This window comes from Paenibacillus sp. J2R1T-4 (genome assembly GCF_059692235.1).
Genome location: NZ_JCAUBA010000021.1, coordinates 83,132 through 108,072, shown reverse-complemented (window position 1 = coordinate 108,072; position 24,941 = coordinate 83,132). Strand labels below are relative to the sequence as shown.

The window sequence follows — 24,941 nt, the reverse complement described above, 5'->3', positions numbered from 1 at the left end:
ATTTAGTAAGTTTTATTTAAAAAGAAACATTAATACTAACGACGAACACACAGGAGGAATACAAATGCGCATCGGAGTAAGCAGCTACAGTTTTTGGCATTTTAAGGGAGAGCCGTACCCTATGGAAAGCGTTCTGGAGGATGCCAAAAGAATGGGTTTTGACGGAATTGAGGTGCTTGAGCGGCAGCTTGGAGAGGATGTATCTCCCGCAAGATTGCATCGGCTCAGAAGGCAAGCGCTTACTTTGGGGCTCGATATTTTTGGGGTTTCGACTCACCAGGATTTCGTATATCCTGATCAAACGGACAGACAGACGCAAATCGATAATACGATTCGTTCGCTTGAAGTGGCGGAAATGCTTGGAGCAGGCTGCATCCGAATCAATTCCGGCCGGTGGAAAACGATTAAGTCCTTCGATGATTTGATGGCCGCCAATGCCAAAGAACCTCCATTACCCGGTTATACCGAAGATGACGCTTTTGAGTGGGTGATTGAAAGTATTGGCGCATTAATTCCCGAGGCGGAAAAGAGAGGCGTTATATTAGGGCTGGAGAACCATTGGGGAATCACCTACACGGCAAAAGGAGTCAAACGGATTTATAATCAATTGCCTTCACCTTATATGGGGGTAGTGCTCGATACCGGGAATTTCAAAGAGGGTATGTACGAGCAGATGGAGGAGCTTGCGGAGCTTGCTGTACTGGTTCATGCCAAATCGTATATCGGCGGTGGAGAATGGTATGACCTTGACATTGATTATAAGCGAGTAGGCAGCATTCTATCTGATAAGGGGTATAACGGGTACGTAACGCTGGAGTTCGAGGGGAAAATGGACCCACAGATCGGTGTTCCACAAGGCTTGGAAATTCTAAGAACACAGTTGCCGAAATAGATTTATCAAAATAATTAGGTTCATTTCCAGGAGGTGCAAGCTGATATAGTTTGTGCTTCCTGTACTATTTCATGGAGGGGTTACGAATGAAAGCAGACGGAAGTGTTGGGCAAGAACGAATGTGTATCAAAACTAAGAGCACTTATTACACAGAACAAAAAGTTATGCATGGGAGAAACAATATCAGTAAATACGAATGGGCGGCTTGTAAGCGAGATTCTGCTGTAGGAGAAGCGGAAAAGGTTTTGGAAATGGGGCTTGATGGTTTGTGGACTGCGGTTACAACCCAGAAGCTGCCCCGAAGTATAAGGGTTGGGATCGACAAAGGTTCGCCTATTACCGGAGATAGTTTTTTACGAGATTACGGTTTTTACGGATGGCTCGCGGATCCGCTGCAAGAGCCCTGGAAATTAACGGATCCGAGCAGTGGTTACAAGTTTCCGACTAATAATTTTCAAGCTTATTATAACAGCGCTCTGGACGAAGACGGATGCTTTGACCCGAGCTTGGGCGATCCCCAGTACCTAGTGAACGAACTTTACCCTGAAAGAGGAGATCGCTGGGGTGTTGACGACGGGTTCGGGTGGATAGACGAGAACGGATACAAGTGGACGTTTGTGGCTTATTACAATCACTGGCACATATGGTACAGAGGATTTGTATCAAACGCTGTTATTGCGCTTCGAGACGCCTTTTTGTACACAGGAGATTTGAGATACGCGCAGGCAGGTATCGTTTTGTTGGATCGGGTTGCAGATGTTTATCCGGATATGGATTCTTCCGTACATAAATGGAAGGATGGTTATGCCCATTGTCACGGTGGGACCGGAAAAGGAAAAATAGTGGGATGTATATGGGAACCTACACTCGTATGGGATTTTCTGGCTGCTTATGATGCTTTTTTCCCGGTTATGGAAGACGCCGATGTTGTCGCATTTCTGACAGAAAAAGCAGCTCAGTATCGATTCAGAACCCCCAAAAATACACCTGAAGCAATTAAAAAAAATATCGAAGAAGGCATTGTTCTTCAAGTATTCCCTGCTGTAAAGAACGCGCAAATCAGAGGAAATTTCGGTATGCATCAGAGGACCCTTGCGATGGCGGCCATCGTTCTGGACAAACCGCAAATTACTGGGGAATGGGTAAGCTGGATCCTGAAGTCTGGCGGTATGGTATATGATCCGGAGCTGCGCCTTTCTGGCGGCAATGTGCTAGCTACGCTTGTGGATGAAGTGGATCGGGACGGCTTCGGCAATGAAGCCTCGCCTGGGTACAACAGCATTTGGCTCGATCAAATGAAATCGGTTGCAGAAATATTGGATCTCTACGGAACGGCAGCAGAAGCCGATCTGTTCAACCACGTGAAATTCAAGAAAATGTTCGACACGCGCTATCCTCTTGTAATGGCAAATCGGTATACGCCGACGATCGGGGACACTGGAAAGGCTGGAAACCCGATGATTGTCGGCAACGTGAGAGAGCATTTGTTAGCATTTGAGAAATACGGCGACCCTATTTACGCCCAATTCGCTTATTTTCTTAATGGTAATCATTTCGATGGTCTCCAGGGAGACATCTTTAGCGAAGATCCAGAAAAGACAGCTGCCGATGTTCGAGACGTTATTGAACGCTGCGGCCCCATGATGAATCCTAGTACAAACTTGACAGGCTACGGGTTTACAGCATTAAAGCATGGACACGGGACAGCTGAGGAAATGCATCAAAACACACTCCGGGACTTGTGGATCTATTACGGTCGAAATACGGGACACGGCCACAAGGATACGCTCAATATTGGTCTACATGCCTTCGGAATCGATCTAACGCCGGATCTTGGATACCCGGAATCGACAGCTGATTGGCCGAAAAGATGGGAGTGGATCAACAATACAGTAAGTCATAATACGGTAGTTGTGGACGAATCCAAGCAGCGCAACGGATGGGTAGGTATTCCTCATCATTATGACGGTGGTGGAACTGTGCAATTATTCGATATTGAAGCCCCGGGTGTTTATTCAAGTGCAAGCTTATACCGCAGGACCGCTGCTTACATTCAGGTTGATGATGCTCACTCTTACGCTGTCGATTTTTTTCGGGTGAAGGGAGGGCAAACTCATCATTACTGTTTCCATGCGGCTGAGGGAGACGTAAGCACCGATAGTTTGAATCTGCAGGCGCAAGAAAAAGGATCCTATGCCGGAGAAAACGTGGAATTCGCATATAGTGACCCAGACAGCACATCCGCCTCTTATGCTGGAAGCGGGTTCCATTACCTTGCAAACTTAGAACGCGACAAAGCCCCAGCGAGCTCATTTAGCATCGATTGGCTTATTCGAGATACGTGGGGGGTAAGGGCGCAGGACGCAGCAGACGTCCATCTCCGTCTAACCATGCTGGGAGAGCATAGTGAAGTTGTGCTGGCCGACGGAGAACCGCCGCAAATCCCGGGCAATCCAAGGACATTCAAGTATGTGATAGCCGCAAGAGCAGGCGAAAATCTTGAAAGTCAATTTGTTTCTGTTATTGAACCTTACGCAGGAGAGAGATTCATTCATAGCATCGAGTCTGTTGAACTGACTGTGAACGGACGTGTTATTGCCGATAAGGACGCCTCTGCCGTCAAGGTTGTTCTGAGTAACGGGAGAACCGATTATATCGTTAATTCTATTCGATCAAACACTGCCTATGTTGTGGATGGAAAATTCACCTTTCAAGGATTTTTTGGGGTGTATTCCGAACAGTCTGGAGAACCCGTCTATGCCTACCTGCATGACGGCACATCTATACGTCATGAGGGACAAACGGCTGTCCTGGAAGCAATAAATCATCTCGAGGGAACCATTGTGGACTTTACGAGAACATTGCAGAGGACGAATGAAATTACAGTCCAAATGAATCTTGAGCAGTTGGAATTAGATTCAGGTGTTATGGTCAATCAATATATTTATATTGACAACGATAAAGTACGTAATGCGGTATACCGGATCCTTAAAGTACGTCGGGTAGGCGATGGTTTATATGTCCTGGATATCGGCGACAGCACATTAATTCGCAGGTACAAGAATCCGGATGACTTCGCTGCCGGTTACATCTACGATATCGGAGAAGGGGCAGCCTTCCAAATTCCACTATCTTATGAGTGGCGGGCCTAAAATAACAAGAAATCGAGTAGATTGATGTGCGAGTAAGCAAGGAGTACTTTGATGTGGATTTTAGTAAGTTTTTTTCTGCAAATAACGTATTGACACAACTCTTAAACCGGGAGTAATATGAGTTTGTTAGGAAAGCGCATTCACTAAAGGGAGGGTTAACAAGCACAATGTGGAAAAAGAAAAAAGTACTACCGGTATGTTTGGCTGCTTTATTATCCGTTTCGGTGTTAGCAGCAGGCTGTTCCAAAAACAGCGAGGAAGGTCCTGCAAACAGCAGCAGCCCACAGCCTACGGTAAAAGAACCGGAAAAGCGCATCAAGCTGTCAATGTTTATGTCCAACTCCGGAATTAAACATCCGGATGGCATAACTCCTAATGACAACGAATTCATCAACCTTATCAAGGATTACGCCAATGTAGATCTTGACTTGGAAGTGCCGAACGCAACAGACGAGGCGACCAAGATGAATTTGCTCCTGTCATCCGCAAACTTGCCGGACATTGTACATGCCCGTTCAACCGATGCGCCTTATGATGCCGCTCGCCAAGGCGCATTTATCGACCTGCAGAAGTATTACGACAAATCGCCGCTCGTCCAAAAGTACATTACCCCTGAGCAGATAGAGCTGGCCAAAGACCCTCAGACAGGGAAGCTATGGCGGATACCTATGTCGACGGCACAAGCTCCACAAGGGTACGGCAACTACGTCCGATATGATTTGATCCAGAAATACAATGCCGGAAAGATTCCGGAATCGGTAGAAGAGTGGGTTGATCTCCTTCGCAAATTTAAGAAAGCCGAGCCGGATTCCGTACCGCTCTCCAACTGGGTAATTGGTGATTATGGAATTAGTTATGGCGGTAATGCCGTTTTCCAATGGTACGGGGTTCGTCCATACTCGTTCCGAGTGCAGGACGGAAAGGTCATCAATGAATTCCGTACTCCTGAATACAAAGCGGCTGTTGAACAGTTGAAACAATTTTACAGCGAAGGAATATTGGACAAAGAATTCGCAACCAACGACTCTGCCAAGTATTCCACGACTGTAACGACAAAGAACACGCTCTTGTGGTCGGATACGGCTGAACAACTGCTTGGAGTAGCAAATGGCCGGTTAACCAGCACGAATGAGATCCTAAAAACTCAGCAACTCATCATGACTCCTCCACTGAAAAAGTTGCCTTCAGTTGTGAGAGATGCCAAGTATACGCTGAATAAACGATCCATTCCTATTAACAGTCACGGGATGTACATTTCGAGCAAGTCCAAAGAACCTGACCGTGCATGGAAAGTCATTGAAGGGTTCGCACAAGACAAGCTGCGAGAGTCGATCTTCTGGGGCAAGGAAGGGGAGACGTACACCGTAAAAGACGGAAAGCGGATTCCGGACGCGGTTAAATTGAATGATCCGAAGCGTTACTGGTCGCTGCATCTAGCTATCATCTTTGGATTCTCCGACGGTCAGGACGTGAAGCAGGCTAAAGCACAGCAAGTGATGAAGCCAGATCATTACACTGCGTTGATGGAGAGCCAGGATTTGATCGGCAAGAACGCGATGAAAGCCGGTTTCGGTGTTACCAGTTTTGTCAACCTACCGAGCGAATTGTCCATAAAATCTCCGGATATGCGCATGTACATCACACAAGCTACGGTTGAAGCGATAATGGGCAAAATCACAATGGCTGAATTTGACAATCGCGTGAAATCCTATGTGGAGAAGTTTGGCGCAATGGACGATTTCTACACAAAGGAAATGAACACCCGCAAGGATGAACTGCGCAAGAAGGGCGTTGTCGAGGTAGATTGGTAGAATAAATGCTGACTGAAAAATAAGTTTGGAGGGATAGCAGTTAAAGCCCGTTTGGAAGCCTACGTTTCCCGTAGCTGGTGGCTTGGACTGCTATCCTTAACAACACATTTAGCTCCTTACACCGTGAAGCTTATGCTCGAGGAGGAAGAACGTATGCAGCAAGTACCATTACAAGTTCCAAATCTGAATACAGCAGTGAGAAGAAAGAAAGTTCCCCCCAAAACGCTTTTCATGCTCTATCTTTTGATATCCCCAGCACTCATTTCTCTTTTTATTTTCAATTACATTCCGATGTACGGCATCATAATTGCTTTCAAGAATTACTCGGTTTATAAAGGTTTTTTTCAAAGTGATTGGGTAGGGTTCAAGCATTTTGCATTTTTTCTGAGTGATCCGAAGTTCTGGTCTGTAATGAAAAACACAGTTATTTTGAATTTTTACGACCTTATATTCGGTTTTACCTCTCCGATTGTTTTTGCTCTGCTCGCGAATGAGATCTATCACAAATTTGCCAAAAAAGTGTTTCAGACGATTTCTTATTTGCCTCATTTCTTGTCGTGGGTCGTCGTCGCAGGTGTGTTCTATCAAATGTTATCCCCGACAACGGGACTTTTGAACGCCTTTCTTACTTATGCTTTCGGGATTGAGCCGATCTTTTTCATGACGGAAGAAAGTATGTTCAGAAGTATATTGGTCATTGCGGATATATGGAAAAATGTTGGGTGGTCGGCCATTCTTTATTTTGCCGTTATTGCGGGGATTGACACACATCTATACGAAGCGGCATGGATCGACGGAGCCAGCAGATTCCGTCAGGCGATTCATATCACCTTACCAGGAATGTTCCCGATGATCGTGTTGCTGCTGCTACTAAATCTCGCAAGTATGTTTGGAATCGGCTTCGAACGCGTGTTTTTGTTTCAAAATCCTCTTGTGTACGATGTATCTGAGGTCATTAGCACATACATTTACCGGATCGGGTTGGAGAAAGCACAGTACAGTTTGACGACAGCTATCGGGCTTACACAAAGCGTTCTAGGTTTTCTGCTGTTGATCGGCTCAAACAGGTTGGCCAAAAAAACAGTTGGACTCGGCCTATATTAATAAGATATCGAGTCTCCGCAAAGGTATCGGAATCAGCTTCGAAGACCAAAAGTCACTTTGTGGGGTTATATTAACATAGACAGCAGGAGGAACAACGATGCAATACAGATCCACTTCCAGAGTAGTGTTTCAATTTTTCAACTATACTTTTTTTACTGTTCTTTGTATTTCAATCCTGGTGCCTTTTCTGAATGCAATATCCATTTCATTAAGCAGTTACGATGAGGTTCTTAAAGGCCCAATCGGGATTTGGCCAAGAGGCTTCAATTTGCAAGCCTACAAGGATTTGATGAGCAATTATACGTTTGTGCGCTCCTTCATCAACACGGTTGGACTCTCCATTATCAATACCGTTCAGGTGATCATTTGTTCGATTGCAGCCGCATATGTGTTATCCCATAAGCATCTAGTTGGGAGAAAGATCGTGTTCACTTTTATTCTGATCCCTATGTTTTTTGGAGGAGGACTCATTCCGACTTATTTGCTCGTCAACGGCCTTGGTCTGAACAACACTTATTGGGCGCTTATTCTGCCTAGCTTTGTCAGTATTACAATGATCATTATATTCAAGAACGTTATCGATCAGCTGCCGAAGGAATTGATGGAATCGGCTGAAATCGACGGTGCCGGCGAAGCGAGAATTTTGTTCAGAATCGTTCTTCCGCTTGTATTGCCAATGACCATGGCGTTCTCCATTTTCAGTCTTGTAGGTTACTGGAACGAATGGTTCAGCGTGTTGCTCTATATTCGCGATAATACCAAATGGACCCTACAGTTCCAACTGCGGGACATACTCGTTAACTCTTCGCTTGTAAGCGATGCCGATGCCTCTACACTTGCGGATGGCGCGAAAGTCCATCCGGAGAATTTGAAGATGGCGGCGTTAATGATTACGGTGCTGCCCATCATCATGGTGTATCCTTTCATGCAAAAATACTTTATTCATGGTCAGCTTGTAGGGGCAGTGAAAGGCTGACTAAGAAGGAGATTTACGTATGCGACAAATAACCGTTCCCGCGTGGTATTATCAGCAGTTTGACGCAGATCGAAATTTGGACATTCCAGCAGAAGGTTATGGCGGATGGAAAAAGGCTGATCTTGAGATTGACGCCAACCATACGGCCATTATAGTCATGCATGCTTGGGATTGCGGAACATGGGATCAGTATCCCGGATGGCATCGGGCTGTTGAATACATTCCGAGATCATATGAGATTTGCAAGCAAGTGTTCCCTGATCTTCTTGAAACTGTCCGATCTGAAGGGATAAGGGTGTTTCACGTTGTTCGACCGAATAGTGCTTATTACAAAAAATACCCGGGATACAAGTTAGCGCAATCTTTGGCAGCAGGTACTTCTGAAACTTACGAAAGGATCGGAACAGACGCCGCTCTGGATCAATTACACCGGTTCAGAAGGGATAACTCTTTTCCTGGAATGCATAACTTGGCGGATATTCCTTCTGGACAAGCGGCAATAGATTTTCCTGAAGAAGCAATGCCGGTTGGCACTGAAGGGATTGCCGAGAACGCCGATCAATTGTTTGCCCTTTGTAAGCAAGAGGGCATCAATCACCTGATCTACACCGGATTTGCTATCAACGGATGCTTGCTAACATCCCCCGGGGGAATGATCGATATGCAGAAGCGGGGCATGATGTGCTCTGCGATCCGTCAGGCGGTGACAGCAATTGAGAATAAAGAAACCGCTGGGGGCGAACAGGCTAAAGAGTTGGCTTTGTGGTACGTTGCTCTGATGTTCGGATTCGTGTACGATCTGGAAGATTGGAACAACGCTATCCGTGGCGATCGGGGCGAACAGCGGGAGAGGGAGAAATCATTATACAAAAAGGCGCACGAAGTGTAATCCGTGCACCTTTTTTTGCTTATGGCAGGCAATGCGCTGCTAACCAAAACGCAGTTGATTGGCTATCTTAGTGGAATCCTATGACTGATGTCATCCTGCAACATCCCGCTTGCGGAAGAGAGTCCATGCCAGTCCAATGAACACAATGTAATAGATGATCAGCATTGTTACGGAGAAGCCTAGTGTCATACCTTCAATAATAGGTTTACGTTCGCCCGTATACTGGCTCAGGTCTGTGTTGGCGAAAAGGATATATTTGGCCCAGTTGTATTTGAACTGAGCAAGAACAGCCATAACCGTTCCAGAGACAAAGGTAAGGATGAAGGATAATGCTATGGCTAGCATGCTGCTTCTGAATACGGTTGAGATCATGAAAGCAAAGGTCAAGCTCATGAACAAATCAATGGTCATAAACCCGTATGATTTCAATATGCTAAGCAAGCTTAAACCGCCCGCATCCCCGGAATTACCGAAGAAAAGCAGTCCAACAATCGCAGTGATCACATACAAGAAAGCCAGCATAAGCAGTAAGAATAGAATAGACGCAATATATTTGGATAATAGAATCTTGGAACGTGTAGCTGGTCGAATTAAAAGAAGCTTGATTGTGCCCCAAGTAAACTCTCCCGCGACGATCTCAGCTGCAATTACGATGGAGAACACGAACACAATGATACTGAAGTTCTTTCCAATATTCATAAATTGAAGCATATTACCGCGAGAAGGATCATCACCGCCAACATTTAACATTACAATTGCTACGGTTAAGGTAATCGCCAACACTAGGCCGAACATCACCCACGTGCGAGGACGGCGGTAAATTTTCATATTTTCATTTTGAATGAGATTCAGCAGATTAGACAATTTGACCACCTCTTGTCAATTCAAGGAATTTGTCCTCCAACGAAGTGGAGGCGGTTTTCACCGAGAAGACGCGCACATTGCCCTGAACAAGCAGCTTGATTGCATCAGGTATTTGTTCACGTTGTAAGAATAGGGTAATGCCTTCGGCCGTCATTGCTGCTTCTGCAACACTAATCGTATCCGAGAGAAGCTGCAGGGCTCGCTGCGGCTCGTCAACCTCCATCACAACTAGGCTTGCTTCATCTGATTGCTGCTGCACCATTTCACGCATCAGCTGCACATTCACCAGCTTCCCGTTCTGGATGATGGCAACTCGATCACACATTAACTCCATCTCGGAGAGAAGGTGGCTCGATACGATTATCGCTGTTCCCTCGCTCTTAGCCAACTGCCGCAAATAATCGCGAAGCTCACGAATGCCTTCCGGGTCCAGTCCGTTAGTCGGCTCGTCCAGAATCAGAACATCAGGACGGTGGAGAATAGCTTGTGCGACACCTAACCGCTGACGCATTCCGAGGGAATACGTCTTTACCTTATCGTGGATCCGGTTCTCGAGCTTCACCAACTTCACGACTTCATCAATACGTTCCTTGGGGATACCGGGAATCATTCTTGCAAAGTGGACCAAGTTCTGATAGCCCGTAAGGAATTTATATAGCTCTGGATTTTCTACAATCGCTCCAATATGCATCATAGCTTGTTCAAAATGGCGATTGACGTTAATCCCGTTCACGAGAACTTCCCCCTCGGACATGGAGATCAGCCCGACCATCATTCGGATCGTCGTTGTCTTACCGGCTCCGTTAGGTCCCAGAAAGCCGAATACCTCACCTCGAGGAACATCGAACGATAGGTTGTCTACTATCGTTTTTGATCCTATCCGTTTCGTTACATTTCGTAGCTGCACCACGATTTCTTGACTCATATGGATCCTCCTTAAGATTTTACGAAGAATAATGACTTCACTTCGTAAGCATAAACATATGCTTTGAACAAATCGTACATTTGTAAAAAAGTCTATATTTTTACAATAAAATATTCGTTCCAAGTTGTTATTCGCTTATTAGATCTAAAATCCTGCCAAACCGACATTTAACATGTTCCACTCTGTATTAAAATATGGTATTGTAGGGTTGAAATCTAGCTTATACTAAGGTTGTGATCGGGCATGCAGGCAGCCGTTAAAGCGTCCAGGAAAGAAATGTTGCAATCCCTTGGTATTATTGCAATCTTCATCGTGTGTCTATCCATTTACCTGCAGATCAACAAGCCTGACATTTGGAAAGTCTCCCCGACGTTTCTTGCTGGAAAGCTCACTCTTCAAGGGACTGAGGGAAAGTTCGGTATTATCAAGATGAATAGCCCGAGAGATGTATTGTTTCGAAGCGGCAGAGGCGGATTGTATTACTTGTATTTTTGGGGAAAAGGGGACGAAGTATCCGGCAAGTATAGTATAACCGCAACGCACAAAGAATCTGGTCAAACGATTCATTTGTACGAGTGGCCGATTGTAAAAGGAGCCAATGATGCTGGAGCAGCTGGCCAAAGCGGCGGCAGATTCGGGCTTAGCCAACCAGGATTATGGAAGCTTAACATTTCAGTCAATGAGAAACCGTTTGATGAAATTATTGTAGATGTTGTGCCTTAGCTTGTGGATCTAATAAATAGTTCTGGGGACTGCCTCCTATTTGGAGGGAGTCCCTTCCTTTTGCGACAGATGGGTTAGAAGGAAGAAGAAGCTTGCTACAAGAGCGCATACGGCTGCGAAGCGGTACATCACATGCGGTCCCCAGGCATCGAAGATCCATCCTCCCAGAATCCCGCTCGCAAGACCGGCGAGGCATGACCAGACGATTGCGAATATCGCTTGACCTGTTGCTCGGAAGTGATCAGGGATCAGCTGTTGGATGTATCGAAGTGCAGTGAACAGGAATATGCCGAAGGAAAAGCTGTGCATAGATTGCAGGAGAATAATCCATTCGGGTTCCGTCACTATACTTACCAGGGAGAAGCGAACCGCGTAAACAAGTCCTGCAATCATGAGCAGCGGTAATTCTTTGTATCGGTGACCATAGCGGCTAAGCCAGAAAAAAACGGGAATCTCGCTCAAAGCCGAAACGGTCCACGCCCACCCCACGATAGAATCGCTTGCTCCAATCTCACGTAAATAGAGGGTTAGGAAACCGTCATTCATACGATGTGCGATCGAGAGAATTAAGATGAGCACCAGAAACCACAGGAAACGCGGTGAACCAATAACTTGTCCGAATCCTGAGAATTGCATTTTGCCCGTGCTGCTTCCAATTCGGTCCTTAAGCAGCACTCCGATTATGAGAGTGAAGGTAATGGTGCCGATGCACAGTGTCATTGTATACTGGACCCCGATTAATTTCAGCAGCATTCCGAATACGAGCGCTGAAAAGGCAAAGCCCAATGAACCCCATACGCGAAAAGAGGCGTAGCTCTTGCCTGTGTGGCGGATTGTCAGCATCGTCAAGCTGTCGATCAGGGGGTTTACTGGCGTCTGAAAAAAATAGAAGAAGGTCATCAGGATATATAACACGGTAATCGTGTCCGTTCCGATCAGAAAAAACATCGTGGCCAGTTGACCGGCTATTAAAAGAATTAGCAATTTCTTGATAGTCTGATACTTATCGCTGAGCAGCCCCCAGAACAAGTTGGCAAAGATGCCAATCAGAGGACCGATGGAGTAGAGGGCTCCAATCTGAATTTTGGTATAACCTTTACTATCGAAATATAAGGGAAAGAAGGAGACACTAATTGCCATTGTCATGAAGAAAGCAAACGAAAACATCTTCAAGAAAACTTCATCTCGGGAGGATGGAAGCTGTTCATTCTTTACTTCAGACAGGTGCTGCGTCCCTTTTAAAGGGAGATTATCGGTCTCTGTTGCCATAGCAGTCCATCCTTAAGTTAGTTTCTCTCGTCATGGAGATAGAAAGGAACGGGTTGTATTCTTGGAGGAGGCGCGAAGCACGTATAACAATACAATTATTTCGCCCGTAAGTCCAAGAGATTGTGCAAGTGAACCAATCATCCCGTTCCAATGGGGAACGGTTAAGATGCATACAATTAACGTAACGATTGTGATGATGACGTTAGCCGATTGGGAATAGAGCATAATCTTAGTCTGTCCCCGAAGCAAGACAAGTCCATTTAAGAAATCCACCCAGGGGTAGACGAGGGTTAGAAGCATGAATATTCTTAGGGTATGCAGACTTGCGATCATCAATCGCTCGTTTACACCCATTATGTGTTCCATGAACCAAGGGCCAACAGGAGTATATCCAAGAATCCCAATTAAAATAGAAGGTATAAATCCTAGCAGCAAGGAGAAGCGATATACAAGCGCTGCATCTTTTCGGTAGAAATTCAGCACGATTTGGTGCATATAAGAGAAAAAGCTTTGGACCAATTGGGCCAGACTCCCAGCAATGGCAAAAGCGGCAATGGCTAATTCAAAATCTACGGTCTTACCTAATATGGCGTTAATCGCTGGACCCACCAGAATGACGATCAGGGAGGAAAGCGCAAGCGGCTTGTAAAAACGAAAGATCTGACCTTGATTATGGATACCATGGTCTTCCTTTTTCACGGGCAACGTCTTCAGTACTCTACGACCTTCCCAACTGCTCACGGCCGCTTCAACCATCATCCCTGCCAAGAAAATAACAGCTCCTACAGAGCCGCTATTGACCCCAGCAAAATGAATATAATATAGAGAGATCAAGTACATCACAACAAGTCGTATCGCCATGCCGATCGTTAGCCATTTGGTACGCATATTGCTTATTATAATGCCGTGATACAAGCAGCGTATCCCTGAGAATATGGAGACGAACATCAGAATGCGATATACATCAATAATGCGTTCTAACAACATTTCATTTACTCCGAAGCCATATAAGAAGATCCATCTGCCTGCCGGTGTGTAAGAAATGATCAGTCCCCCGATGAACATGGCTAACAGCACATAGATCGTTACGGCTGTCATGGCACGGAAAGACTTCCTGTCACGCACGAGTGCAGAGCAGGTTTGCCTGAGCAGAATAGCAGGCCGTTCTATAATGCCTAACATGCTAAGACCGATGGAATAGCTGGCAATAATCGTTTCTGGATTGGCTGAACGAGCCAATGTACTATTAATAATGACATGTGAAATGGTGACTAAGCTCGCTGAAAAACCTAGAGGTATAAAAAAAGCAAATAATTGCCTCATAGTTAACCGGCTACTGTCTGTCTCGGACATTGTCAGGACTCCCCTTGAACTAGTTAAAGTCTAGTATAAGACTGCATAAGCAATCTGGCAATAAAGCATAGGGGCAAACCAACATTTGGGACAACAATTAATTGCAGAAGAGTGAGACTATTTTTTTACTTGGCGAGAATAAGCCCTCCATGGTAAAGTATTCTCGGGTATGAAAAGGGGATTGAATAATGAGGATCCTGTTTGTTATGGATATACGGTTGGGAATAGAACTTCCTGTGTTCGAGCAAGATTGGGAGCAGTACAGTGTGCAAGAACGATCCGACACATTGGCTAAGTGGGAAGAAATCCGCGGGCGCATTCCAGAGCGGATCTATGAGATAGAGAGAATGATTATAGCCAAGCAGCTTCAGTTGAACGTAGAAGACGATTTCCCGTTGTCGTGCAAATTAAACTATGAAATCTCGGAGCTGGCTAGCTGCATTACTGACTTGCATTTATGGTACCGAGCTAATCAAGAACTTTCATCGAAATCGCATCAATAGATATATGGCTTCATTTATATTATAATAGAACCTATATATCATCGGATTCGTATGGAGGAACAAGCATCGTGATAAGCACATGGACTAACACGGCGAAGGTTCCCCGCAACCCGGTTACATTGATGCATCGAGTGTACCGGTATGTTCTCCCTGAAGTGCGCGCTCAGCTTGCGTCTTGGCGAACGGCTGCGGGCCGGATACCTGACGAAGAACTGAGGAAACAAGCGATCGACAGCATGACTCACAAGCAGTTTCACTGTGAAGGCGGTGCGGTGTATGCCGCAGCCAATTTATCGATGCGTCACGTATTAATTCCTTTGATCGTAGCTTTCCAGACGATCAGTGATTACTTGGACAATTTATGTGATCGGAGTACTTCACTTGATCCGGAGGATTTTCGCAGGCTTCACCAATCTATGTTAGATGCCGTGAATCCGTCTGCATCGCTGCAAGATTATTATGCGTTACGAACGGAACGCGAGGATGGCGGGTATCTTAACGAGCTCGTGAGGACTTGTCAGTCCTGCGTATGTTTATTGCCCGGTTATGCATTTGTCCAACAGCGTGTGGAGGTTCTGGTTGGCCTATACTGTGATTTGCAAGTGTACAAGCATATCCATAAGGATCTTAGAGAAGCTGAACTGCTCGCGTGGTGGGAGCGGAACCGTGCGCTGTATCCTGAACTGCAATGGAATGAATTCGCTGCTGCAACGGGATCCACATTAGGCGTGTTCTTTCTGTTTCTTGCAGCTTCGGACGAGCAGCTCTCGGCTGAGCAGTCTGAGGCGATATTTCGCGCTTATTTCCCGCATGTATGCAGCTTGCACATTCTGCTCGATTATTTGATTGATCAGGAAGAAGACGAGGCTGGCGGGGATTTGAATTTCTGCAATTATTATGGTGATCTTACACTTACGGTGAATCGGATAGAATGGATTGTGGAACGGGCACGCGCTGATATTGCCACCCTTACTCATACTGCCTTTCATCGTATGATTATTGAAGGCTTATTGGCGCTCTATTTGTCCGACCCTAAGGTGAATGGTCAACCAGAAGTGAGATTGGTTTCCAAGAAGCTTATGAGAGGCAGCCCAATGACAAGGTTATTTTTCTGGGCTAACAGTGTATGGATTCGAAGGAAAGGTGGATAAAGCATGTCTGTTAAATCAATTGCCGTCCTGACTAGCGGCGGAGATTCACAAGGGATGAATGCAGCCGTTCGAGCGGTTGTTAGAAGCGCTTTGTATCATGGGTTAGAAGTATTTGCCGTACAGAGGGGATACGCAGGTCTGATTAATGACGATATCCGTCAAATGGATCTGCGCAGTGTGGGGGATATTATCCAACGCGGAGGAACCATTCTGCAAACAGCGCGCTGCAAAGAGTTCCAAACACCGGAAGGCCAGCAGCTGGGAGCTGACAACCTGCGGAGACGCGGAATCGACGGTCTTGTTGTTATTGGCGGAGACGGTTCTTATCAAGGCGCGAATAAGCTTAGCAAGCTGGGTATTAAGACAATGGGCTTGCCAGGGACCATTGACAACGATATTCCATTCACGGACACAACGATAGGTTTCGATACCGCTGTTAGTATTGTCGTAGACGCTATTAACAAGCTGCGCGATACGATGAGCTCGCATGAGCGTTCGTCGATTGTCGAGGTTATGGGACGCCATTGCGGCGATATTGCCCTCCATGCAGGCTTGGCGAGCGGAGCGGAGACGATTCTGGTCCCTGAGGTTCCGTTTGCGCTTGACGATGTAGGGAATCGGATGAAGGACAACTTCAATACCGGTAAACGTCACAGTATCGTTGTAGTAGCTGAAGGGTACGGAAGCGCGCATGATGTGGCTGCGCATATCAAGCAGCACCAAGGCATCGAGCCGCGTGTAACTGTACTGGGCCACATTCAGCGCGGAGGCGCGCCAACACACAATGACCGGATATTAGCAAGCCAGCTTGGCGATTACGCGGTTCGGAAGCTGATTGAAGGGGATTCCGGTAAGGCCTGCGGAGTACTTAAGGGTCAGCTGTCTGTAACCGATATTAATACGGTTGTGAATACGAAGAAAGAGTTCGACCGTGATCTGTACGAGCTAGCTATTCGCTTGTCGCAATAATATTCAATAATGGAATAAGCCGTCCAATCCTGCGCTTTTATATGCAGGATTGGACGGCTCTATTTATTTACATAACCGCTACGATTTCTTCAGTAGACGGAGTCCCTTTGCGGGCAAAAGCGATTGTTCCATCACGGCCGATTACATAGACGATTCGCTGTTGAAGGAATAATCCGAGAACCTTGCCGACGTCGTAAGCCTTACGAATGGAGCTGTCAGCATCTGAGATGATGGGGAAATCGTAGCCATGCTTGTCGGCGAAAGCTTGGTGGCTGTTCACGTCTCCTTGATTCACTCCGAATATGACCGCGTCATATTTGGCATAGAGTGCCTTGGAATCGCGTACTGCGCAGAGCTGAGCCGTACAACCAGGCGTATCGTCCATGGGGTAGAAGATTAATACGATCGGCTGTTTGTTGATGTAGTCACTGAGCTTAATTGTCCCCTGCGTACTGTTTGCTTGGAATAATGGTGCAGGTTGGCCAACTTCAAGCATCCTGAACTCCTCCTTGTGTAAGATAGTATGTTAAGCAACATTATACCCTTCCACTGGACAGGTTACCAAGTTCAACAGAATTCAAGTGCAACAGGTCGATCACTGTGCATATTTGGCAACCGCTTGACCAATATCCACGCTCATGCGAATTTGCTGAGAACCATTACTTGCGTTTGCGGATTCAGAAGGAGGATAATCCGAACTGCCGACCTCGACGTTCATATCAAAACGGTAACTTCCACTGGTTGGAAGCTTGGTTTCCAGATAACCGATACTTGAAGTTAGCGACCAATCATCAGTTGGTTCCCCCTCAACCTCAATCCTGCCGATATCGGCACCAGCCGCTAGTTTCCCGCTATATTGTTCCACAGTAATCTTTCCAACCGCAACTTGCAGTCTTGTATCTTCACCCTTAGAGTTTTTCAAATCAATTATGCCGACGTCTGTCTGAAGCTTGTGAACATTGTTTTGGTCTGTTACATCAATTTTCCCGACCTCTGTTGTTACGTTAAGCTGCATTTCTGCTGGAACTGCGATTTGCAGATCGACCGAGTATTCATATAAGCCGACGAAATGAATACCTTGAATTGCTTTTTTGCTATGAAGCAGAACGGTAACATCACCATTCTTTTCCTGGATATCGAATTCTGATTTTTGTTTCAAGTTTTCCAAGCTTTGTTCTCTCCATGTCCGATAGGTTGGCGTGATGGTAACTTTATCGTCGGTCGCTGGGATGATCGTAATATTGCCAACGCTAGCTTCCAACTGGAATGAACCGAGCCGAGCAGGTGTGACGACAATCGGTGTATCCTGAACGGTGTAACCATAACCCTCGACAAGAAAAGTGAACGAACGATCGAGCTGAACGCCTGCAGTTACGATATAGACCAACGCAATCAAAAAGAGTCCGCTGATGTCTAATTTTGTTTTTAAACCCTCATGTCTTCTGAATAAATACTCGAGACCGAAACCGATAAGAACAAGCGGCCATAACTTTAAGGCGATCGTATACCAACCTGCCGGAATGATCGAAGCTGCAGCGATCCCAATACCAAGCCATATGAATACAGCACCCGTTGTTATTCGACCAAGTCGATAAGGCTTTTTCCGGTTTGGAGTGCATTCTCGTGCGATGAAGAAAATCCCTAGGGAGATGATGACCAAACCAATCACTGAAGCGCCGAGAGAACGGAATAAATCAGGGAGTGCATTTGGAAATAACCAATTCAGACCGATTACGGCGCCGATCAAGATTAAAATGACCCCTGCTATCCGTCCCCCTGAACCGCGATTTCCGCCAGGTGGAACGCCGCCGTTATTTGCTGTGCTTTGTTTGTTCGGATTGTCGGGTGGTGACTGGTGTTGTGATGAGTGATTCATTCTAAATTTCCTCCTAAGTTAGCTCATAGACATTAGTATAAGGAAGACAGGGGAAAGTGTTAACGGTCTAGAGAACGTCATAATGCTAGACTTAAGTCGGGGAATCTATTCTTACATGAAGCAGAGGGTTTGGGTCTTGACAACATGAAAATATTTAATGTACTATGTGTATTAGTTAGAGTAGTACACTACTCCGCGATAAAGGAGTTGAACCAATGCGCTATGATTCATATTAACGAACGAAGTATGCTGCCCATTTATGAGCAGATTGTGCAGCAGATGAAAGAGCTGATCGCCAAAGGCGTCTTACAGGAAGATGAGAAATTGCCTTCTGTGCGTGAACTGTCTGCACAGCTGCTAGTGAATCCGAATACAGTGGCCAAGTCGTTTCAGGAGTTGGAGAGACAAGGCATAATCGTCACCTTGCGCGGTAAAGGAACATTTGTTGCGAAAAGGACTGCTGCCCCAGGGATGGAGCGCGAGAGAATGGAGCATCTTCAGACTGAGCTGCGCAGAGTTGTGGTGGAGGCCAGACATCTAGGCGTGAGCCGAGAACAGTTCGTAGTCTGGACCGATGAAGAATGGAAACGTTTTGGAGGAGATGAAGATGTTAACCGTTAGAGGAGTAAGGAAAAGTATCGAGAACCGGATCGTTCTGGAGAATATTCATTTCGCTTTGCCTCCTGGAAGCGTAGCTGGACTTATCGGACGTAACGGTGCTGGCAAGACAACGCTGCTCAAGACGATGGCAGGTATTCTGGACCCTGATCTGGGTACGGTAGAATATGGCGGAATGGCTGTTCACATGAATCCAGAGGTCAAACGCAGCATTGTATTCGTACCAGATACACCTGAAGCGTTCTATAGCTACACACCCAAGGAAAGTGCGCAACTGTACAGCATGATTTACCCTGATTTCGATTTGGAATTTTTCAAGGAAACGATGAATCGCTTCGGATTGCCTCTCACCCGCAGAGTAAGATCCTTCTCCAAAGGGATGCGGATGTTGTTCAATATTACTTTGGGACTTGCTACACGGGCAAAGGTTGTACTGCTCGATGAGCCTACGAACGGCATTGACCCGATTGCGAAGAAACAAGTATTGACACTGCTCATGGAAGCGGCTGAGGAAGGGGTAACACTCGTCATTTCTTCCCATCTGCTGGATGAGCTAGAGCGGATTACCGATACCGTACTCTTAATGAAGAATGGTTTTATCGAGCAATCGCTGTCCATGGACTCCTCAACGGGCTCTGTAATGAAACGCCAGATCGTATTCAAAGGTCAAGCGCCAGATGCATGGCTGAACCGGTCGGATGTTCACCTGCTTGAACATATAGGCAAGGTATATACAGTGCTCATTCAAACCGAACAAGGGACAGAGGCGCTGGATACTTTGAATGCAGTGGATCCTCTGTTGAACGAATCGCTGCCAGTCAAGCTGGAGGATTTGTTCATATGGAAGCTGGGGGGTCAAACAGATGCTGAGTAAAGCGCTATGGTGGAAAGATTATAAGCAAGTGAAATGGATCATCTGGTTATTCCCGATTATTCATTTCTTAACCCTCGGTCTTCAACGACTGGATAAATGGATCCTGGATGATGAAGAACGTATTGATCATATGGTGCGTTATGTAGTGGATGCAGCAGGCGCCTATGGCGGTGGAGACCTGGAGAGTGCCTCCAGAATGGTACTCGCTATATTGCTTGCCATTATGGCTGGGATGTTAATGGGAGCGGAACGACGCAACGGAGTACAAGAAATGACATTTGCCTTGCCATTCTCTCGGGTTCAATTGTTCTGGACGAAGTGGATGCTCGGATTTGTGCTAATTCTGATATCAGCCGCGGTGAATACAGTCATCGATATGGCTGTCATACTGAATTCGCCGATTCATGAGTATATGAATCTTCGTTATCATGGCTTTCAATTTATATATACCTGCTTCGTGCTCATGGCGGTATACTCTACCGTTTTGTTCATCGGCACATTAAGCGGAAGTATGGCTTCCCAGATGATTTTTTCCGTGATTCTTGCGTATTTTCCAGTGGGATTGTCCGTCTTAATTGAAAGATTCCTGGATGTTCATGGCTTACGCTCTATGAATTACTACGGAAGCGGCGATTCCTTCAATGGGTTCATGGAAGATATCTCATTGGTGAAATACTTGAATATCAATATGGATTATGCCTACGATTTGCCGATATTAATACCAGCCATTTACTTGATCATTTCCATGATTGGCGGTTATGCGGCTTACAGCCGCAACAAATGTGAGAATAACGGTAAATTAATGCTTTTTCCTATAGGGGAGACCGTGTTGAAGATCGGGTTTGTCATCTGCGCCTCTCTCCTGGGAGCAGCCTTCCTAAGCTCCATATTCCGAAATGAGCTAGTCTCGTACTACATTGGTCTGTTCATTTCATTGGTGCTTAGTACCCTTCTAATCAGACGGTTGACGAGAATCCGCTTTAAAGTGTAACGAAAGGAGATCGCGATGAAATCGAATAGATGGTCCAAAGAATTGCTTTCCATGCTCGTTATTGTCATTTTGCTGACAGGATTCAGTTATGGAGTGCAGCCAGGACGCCAAGCCGTAACAGAACAAAATATGGAGTCCGTTTCGGTAGACGACCATACGCAAGGCGGGTACCGTAACTACAAAGATTCGGCAACCATTCGCAGTGCCGTTGAAATTCTTAAGAATATGAAAGAAGTGTCTCGCGAGAGCAATAGCAATTACAGAGAGAACCGCAACTTCAGCATTCGTTTTAATTTCAAGGATGGTTCTTCTCGAACCTACTTCGTGCACTATTTCATCAATGGCGCGACGGTCTACCTGAACCCATTCAACACCGGTGTTTCTTATGAAGTTCCCAAAACGTTCATCGATCCATTACTGAAGGATTCAGCATCGAATACAACAGTGAAATAATGCAAACGACCGCAAAAACCGCCTTTGCTCACAAGCAGCATGGGCGGTTTTGTGTCTCTAATAAGTTGCATACATCGAAATAACAAACTAAACTATATCATAAGTGTAAAAAGTAAAGGTGGAATTATTAATGAATATTGCCATACTAGCAGGCAGCAATCGGATGGAGTCGACCAGTACGAGATTATGCCGTTATTTAATGAAACAGCTGGAGGCGATGGGCTGTACAGTAACCTTAATCGATCTGTATAAGACACCGTTGCCATTCTATACACCTGACAATCGCAATCCGAATGATGCCAATCTGATTGCCATGAAAGAAACGGTTTTGCGAGCAGATGCTATCATTCTTAGTACGCCTGACTATCATGGCAGTGTATCAGGTGTATTGAAGAACGCTCTCGATCATCTCGGATTCGATCATTTTGACAGCAAGGCGGTGCTCTCCCTCAGCTCCTCAGGCGGTGCGGTTGGGGTGAGCCCGCTCCAACAGATGCAGGTGATGGTCCGCAATGTACATGGAATCAACTGTCCGGAATGGATTTCCATTGGTGCGGAGAACCGTGCGTTCGATGAAGAAGGCGCACCTACGAATGTGAAAATCAAGGAGAGGACCTTGAAGACGCTCCATTATTTCGTGAAAATGGCAGGCCAGTTGAGAGGACCCGCAGTATAGTTTATTTGGTCGTATATCTCGCGCCTGGAGTATAGGTGTTAACGGCGTTCCATAAGAGAAACTCTTCAACACCGCTATCTCTTAGTGCGCGAATTTGTTCTTCCACTTCGTGTTTCCCATACTTAATCGATCCTTGGATCCAACTGGCTGTGAAATCCTGGAGCCAAGGCCGAATGATCGGCTTCTCGGCCTGTAGGGATGCAAGCTTTTTCTTGGTGTCCGTCATCGCTCCGAGAATAGTGGCGTAGGGGGCGGCGTCCGGAACCTTGGAGCCGAACCAGCCCGCTCCATAATGGCTCGGATAGACCATAGGTGAAATGACATCTACATGCTTCGAGATTTTCTTGAAATCTTGACCGATTCCCTCTGCGGCTGGCACCGAGGCGGCATACCCGAATATATCGGCCGAAACACGAGCGCCGAGCGGATTCAGCTCTTTCCTAGCCGCTTTCACGAAATCGGCGACTACATCGATTCGTGTTCGTTCATCATGATCGTAGATCAATTGGTCAGCACGAGACTCGAATCCTTCCGGGAATCGTACGTAGTCGAACTGAATTTCCTTGAACCCCGCTTTGACCGCTTCCTTAGCAACCGCGATGTTGTAATCCCACACTTCTTTCTTATAAGGATTGACGAAGCTATCGGGCACTGCTTTACCGTTATCCCATAACGTCCCGTCCTTGTTAAGGAATGAGAACTCAGGCTTCTTTTTAGCCAGAATCGTATCCTTGAACACAACAATGCGGGCTATCGGATATACATCATGCTGCTTCAATTTAGCCATTAAATTCGGCATATCAGCAATTATTTTCTTGGTAGTCCCCAAGGATTCTAGCTCTGGATTGCCCGTAGGGTAAGTGATATAACCGAAGTCGTCTTTGATATCAATGACTAATGAGTTCAATTCTGTTTCGTCAAGCAGCTTCAATAACGTCTCCATACGAGCTCCTGCAGCACTATGGGCTGTTACATACACTCCTTTCACCACAGGCGCCTCATTCCGTTGAGGGTCCTGCTTGACCAGGGCGCCCTGAGAAGAGCTTTGACCTGCCTGCTCAGCTTGCTGGATAACCTGGGCATAGTGTGCGTAAGCTTGCAGCATCTGTTCCATGGTCAATTCGGAATACGAGCCGCTAACCGCTCCCCAGAGCGATAATAGTGCAGTGAGTAGCAATTCCATTGCATATCCCCTCGATCCTCATGATGTATAGAAGTAGGTAACCCTATTTCCTTGTAACCAAACATCAACGAGCTTACGAAAAATCAGAAAGAAACGGCTTGTAGGTTTGTGTTGGTTTTTGGCGAAACATCGGTTAGGATATAGAATGGGCTATTAATTATTGTACAAGCGGAGATATTATGGCAGAACGATCGAGCTTATTTAACCTCAAAGGGATTTTGTTTTCCTATTACGCTATTCAGGCTGTGCTGCTTCCTTATTTGCCTAGTTATTTTGGAGAGCAGGGGTATTCTGCTGTACAGATCGGGTGGTTGATGAACATAGGTCCTTTCATGGCCATGTTTGCACAGCCGGTATGGGGAATTATAAGCGATCGCTATCGTACATTGAAACGAATCATTGTTCTTCTATGGGGGCTGACGATCGTTTCGAGCTTGGGTCTGTTTTTTCAGGATAGCTTCGCGGCTGCCTTTCTATTTGTACTGCTGCTTTACTTTTTCATGTACCCGGCTGTACCGTTGATTGATAATTTAATCGTCAAATCCGTTCATGGTTCTGGAAAAAGCTATGGTTCGGTTCGTCTGTGGGGCTCGATCGGGTTCTGTGTAGTTGCTTTAACTAGCGGCTATGCATTGGAGTCGATAGGCGGTGTCGACAGTATCAAATATTTGTTCTGGGGTCTATGGATCATACCTTTTCTATTAATTGCTAGATTAAGAGAGGATCCATCACCCAACCATCGTCCCATGCAATTCAAAGATCTTACGATTCTGTATCGTAATCGGCGGCTACTATGGTTTCTGTTGCTCGTTCTTGTGGTTTCTATACCGCATCGTATGAACGATGTTATGATTTCTCTGGTCTTAATAGACCTTGGGGCAACGGAAAAAGGATTAGGGATGGCTTGGTTCTTCGCAGCAGCCAGCGAGATTCCTACATTTGCCCTGCTAGGCCGATATTTGTATAGATATAATGAAATGACCATCATGCTGCTGGCTACTCTTTTATACACCGTTCGCTGGTTCGTTGTTGGAGCGGTAGAGAATCCCAACATTCTCATTGCTTTGCAGGCTTCCCATTCTATTACCTTCGCCGTATTCTGGATTGCCGCTATACAATATCTGGTTCGTCTGGTTCCTGAGGAATTCGGTTCAACAGGTCAAGCTATTCTTTCTTCTATATTTTTGGGCTTGGCTGGGATTGTTGGCGGGATTGGCGGTGGCTGGATCATGGATGTGTGGGGAAAAGCTTACCTGTATAACACAGGGGCGGCCATCTGCTTGCTCGGCGCTTTGCTTATGTACGCTACCCAGCTGTATTGGAAACGAAGAGTATAAGATACAAGAAAAGACGCCTATTGGAGAAAGGCGTCTTTTTGGTGTTCTGAAATGCTGTACTGAATAATTTCCATGACATCTTCTGACTCCAGTGCTTCAAGGCCGTTCTTAAGCACGATCTCCGAATTCAGTTCGCTATAGCGAAGAAACGGATACAATTCTGGAGTTAATTTCATTACAATCCTGGACAGTTTAACGGTTTCCATCTTCGTCACCTTCCAATCCTTCGAATTTAAATTCGTGATCAGAAAATACAAATTTTGGAGCCAAGGGGTAAACCAGAACTATTATGAAATTACTACTTAAGTATACCATAAAAAGAGCATCGATGAAGCACATATTTGCGAAAGGG

The 24,941-nt window shown here is 45.9% G+C and carries 24 protein-coding genes; 16 read left to right on the top strand and 8 right to left on the bottom strand.

The genetic code is table 11. The annotated features are described in order from the left end of the window. Positions 1–64 precede the first annotated feature (64 nt). The 6 genes from AC58QD_RS26970 to AC58QD_RS26945 all read left to right on the top strand — a co-directional run bounded on the left by AC58QD_RS26970 (position 65) and on the right by AC58QD_RS26945 (position 8,824). Entirely contained in the window at positions 65–892 is an 828-nt protein-coding gene (locus AC58QD_RS26970) for a sugar phosphate isomerase/epimerase family protein (protein ID WP_497338134.1), read from the top strand. Between the two features lie 86 nt (positions 893–978). Further along, positions 979–4,044 carry a heparinase II/III domain-containing protein gene (locus AC58QD_RS26965; protein WP_497338133.1) on the top strand — a complete coding sequence of 1,022 codons (3,066 nt, stop codon included), beginning with the start codon at positions 979–981 and terminating at the stop codon, positions 4,042–4,044. A gap of 167 nt (positions 4,045–4,211) precedes the next feature. Beyond that, a complete protein-coding gene (locus tag AC58QD_RS26960; RefSeq protein WP_497338132.1) occupies positions 4,212–5,855 on the top strand; it encodes a type 2 periplasmic-binding domain-containing protein in 1,644 nt (547 codons plus the stop codon). A 153-nt stretch (positions 5,856–6,008) separates the two neighbouring features. Then, on the top strand, positions 6,009–6,959 hold the full coding sequence (locus tag AC58QD_RS26955; protein WP_497338131.1) for an ABC transporter permease: 951 nt from the start codon (positions 6,009–6,011) through the stop codon (positions 6,957–6,959). A 97-nt stretch (positions 6,960–7,056) separates the two neighbouring features. Next, positions 7,057–7,935 carry a carbohydrate ABC transporter permease gene (locus AC58QD_RS26950; RefSeq protein WP_497338130.1) on the top strand — a complete coding sequence of 293 codons (879 nt, stop codon included), beginning with the start codon at positions 7,057–7,059 and terminating at the stop codon, positions 7,933–7,935. A 19-nt stretch (positions 7,936–7,954) separates the two neighbouring features. Then, a complete protein-coding gene (locus AC58QD_RS26945; RefSeq protein WP_497338129.1) occupies positions 7,955–8,824 on the top strand; it encodes a hypothetical protein in 870 nt (289 codons plus the stop codon). A 90-nt stretch (positions 8,825–8,914) separates the two neighbouring features. On the opposite strand, the gene AC58QD_RS26940 is transcribed toward AC58QD_RS26945, so the two are convergent. Together AC58QD_RS26940 and AC58QD_RS26935 are read right to left on the bottom strand one after the other, a co-directional pair. Next, the gene (locus tag AC58QD_RS26940; RefSeq protein ID WP_497338128.1) at positions 8,915–9,688 is read right to left on the bottom strand and encodes an ABC transporter permease; all 774 of its coding nucleotides are present in this window, start codon (positions 9,686–9,688) and stop codon (positions 8,915–8,917) included. Then, positions 9,681–10,613: an ABC transporter ATP-binding protein gene (locus AC58QD_RS26935; protein ID WP_497338127.1), complete on the bottom strand. Its 933-nt coding sequence runs from the start codon at positions 10,611–10,613 to the stop codon at positions 9,681–9,683. The genes AC58QD_RS26940 and AC58QD_RS26935 overlap by 8 nt, the downstream gene beginning before the upstream one ends. 243 nt (positions 10,614–10,856) lie before the next feature. Between AC58QD_RS26935 and AC58QD_RS26930 the strand changes: the two genes are divergently transcribed. Next, entirely contained in the window at positions 10,857–11,336 is a 480-nt protein-coding gene (locus AC58QD_RS26930) for a DUF4871 domain-containing protein (RefSeq protein WP_497338126.1), read from the top strand. Between the two features lie 36 nt (positions 11,337–11,372). On the opposite strand, the gene AC58QD_RS26925 is transcribed toward AC58QD_RS26930, so the two are convergent. Together AC58QD_RS26925 and AC58QD_RS26920 are read right to left on the bottom strand one after the other, a co-directional pair. Further along, entirely contained in the window at positions 11,373–12,605 is a 1,233-nt protein-coding gene (locus AC58QD_RS26925) for an MFS transporter (RefSeq protein ID WP_497338125.1), read from the bottom strand. Between the two features lie 30 nt (positions 12,606–12,635). Continuing rightward, positions 12,636–13,958, bottom strand: a complete 1,323-nt coding sequence (locus AC58QD_RS26920; protein WP_497338124.1) for a polysaccharide biosynthesis protein — start codon at positions 13,956–13,958, stop codon at positions 12,636–12,638. Between the two features lie 188 nt (positions 13,959–14,146). On the opposite strand from AC58QD_RS26920, the gene AC58QD_RS26915 reads away from it, so the two are divergent. From AC58QD_RS26915 to pfkA, 3 genes are all read left to right on the top strand, one after another. Next, a complete protein-coding gene (locus AC58QD_RS26915; protein ID WP_497338123.1) occupies positions 14,147–14,461 on the top strand; it encodes a hypothetical protein in 315 nt (104 codons plus the stop codon). A 122-nt stretch (positions 14,462–14,583) separates the two neighbouring features. Further along, positions 14,584–15,612 (top strand): tetraprenyl-beta-curcumene synthase family protein, encoded by a 1,029-nt coding sequence (locus AC58QD_RS26910; protein ID WP_497338152.1) that lies wholly within the window; start codon positions 14,584–14,586, stop codon positions 15,610–15,612. 3 nt (positions 15,613–15,615) lie between these two features. Then, on the top strand, positions 15,616–16,581 hold the full coding sequence (gene pfkA / locus AC58QD_RS26905; protein ID WP_497338122.1) for a 6-phosphofructokinase: 966 nt from the start codon (positions 15,616–15,618) through the stop codon (positions 16,579–16,581). A gap of 67 nt (positions 16,582–16,648) precedes the next feature. Here the strand turns inward: pfkA and AC58QD_RS26900 are convergent, their stop codons facing one another. Both AC58QD_RS26900 and AC58QD_RS26895 read right to left on the bottom strand, forming a co-directional pair. Continuing rightward, positions 16,649–17,077, bottom strand: a complete 429-nt coding sequence (locus AC58QD_RS26900; protein ID WP_497338121.1) for a peroxiredoxin — start codon at positions 17,075–17,077, stop codon at positions 16,649–16,651. Between the two features lie 99 nt (positions 17,078–17,176). Further along, positions 17,177–18,457, bottom strand: a complete 1,281-nt coding sequence (locus AC58QD_RS26895) for a DUF4097 family beta strand repeat-containing protein (protein WP_497338120.1) — start codon at positions 18,455–18,457, stop codon at positions 17,177–17,179. Positions 18,458–18,679: 222 nt separating this feature from the next. On the opposite strand from AC58QD_RS26895, the gene AC58QD_RS26890 reads away from it, so the two are divergent. The 5 genes from AC58QD_RS26890 (at position 18,680) to AC58QD_RS26870 (ending at position 22,069) form a co-directional block, all read left to right on the top strand. Then, positions 18,680–19,078, top strand: coding sequence for a GntR family transcriptional regulator (locus AC58QD_RS26890; RefSeq protein WP_497338119.1), 399 nt, complete (start codon positions 18,680–18,682; stop codon positions 19,076–19,078). After that, a complete protein-coding gene (locus tag AC58QD_RS26885; protein ID WP_497338118.1) occupies positions 19,065–19,949 on the top strand; it encodes an ABC transporter ATP-binding protein in 885 nt (294 codons plus the stop codon). The genes AC58QD_RS26890 and AC58QD_RS26885 overlap by 14 nt, the downstream gene beginning before the upstream one ends. Continuing rightward, entirely contained in the window at positions 19,939–20,940 is a 1,002-nt protein-coding gene (locus AC58QD_RS26880; protein WP_497338117.1) for an ABC transporter permease, read from the top strand. Before AC58QD_RS26885 ends, AC58QD_RS26880 begins: the two co-directional genes overlap by 11 nt. Positions 20,941–20,955: 15 nt before the next feature. After that, positions 20,956–21,393 (top strand): hypothetical protein, encoded by a 438-nt coding sequence (locus AC58QD_RS26875; protein ID WP_497338116.1) that lies wholly within the window; start codon positions 20,956–20,958, stop codon positions 21,391–21,393. Positions 21,394–21,523: 130 nt separating this feature from the next. Beyond that, positions 21,524–22,069: an NADPH-dependent FMN reductase gene (locus AC58QD_RS26870; protein ID WP_497338115.1), complete on the top strand. Its 546-nt coding sequence runs from the start codon at positions 21,524–21,526 to the stop codon at positions 22,067–22,069. Position 22,070: 1 nt separating this feature from the next. On the opposite strand, the gene AC58QD_RS26865 is transcribed toward AC58QD_RS26870, so the two are convergent. Further along, positions 22,071–23,252, bottom strand: a complete 1,182-nt coding sequence (locus AC58QD_RS26865) for a putative glycoside hydrolase (RefSeq protein WP_497338114.1) — start codon at positions 23,250–23,252, stop codon at positions 22,071–22,073. 179 nt (positions 23,253–23,431) lie between these two features. Between AC58QD_RS26865 and AC58QD_RS26860 the strand changes: the two genes are divergently transcribed. Next, positions 23,432–24,589 (top strand): MFS transporter, encoded by a 1,158-nt coding sequence (locus AC58QD_RS26860; protein WP_497338113.1) that lies wholly within the window; start codon positions 23,432–23,434, stop codon positions 24,587–24,589. Positions 24,590–24,606: 17 nt separating this feature from the next. On the opposite strand, the gene AC58QD_RS26855 is transcribed toward AC58QD_RS26860, so the two are convergent. Continuing rightward, the gene (locus tag AC58QD_RS26855) at positions 24,607–24,795 is read right to left on the bottom strand and encodes a hypothetical protein (protein WP_497338112.1); all 189 of its coding nucleotides are present in this window, start codon (positions 24,793–24,795) and stop codon (positions 24,607–24,609) included. Positions 24,796–24,941: the final 146 nt, after the last annotated feature.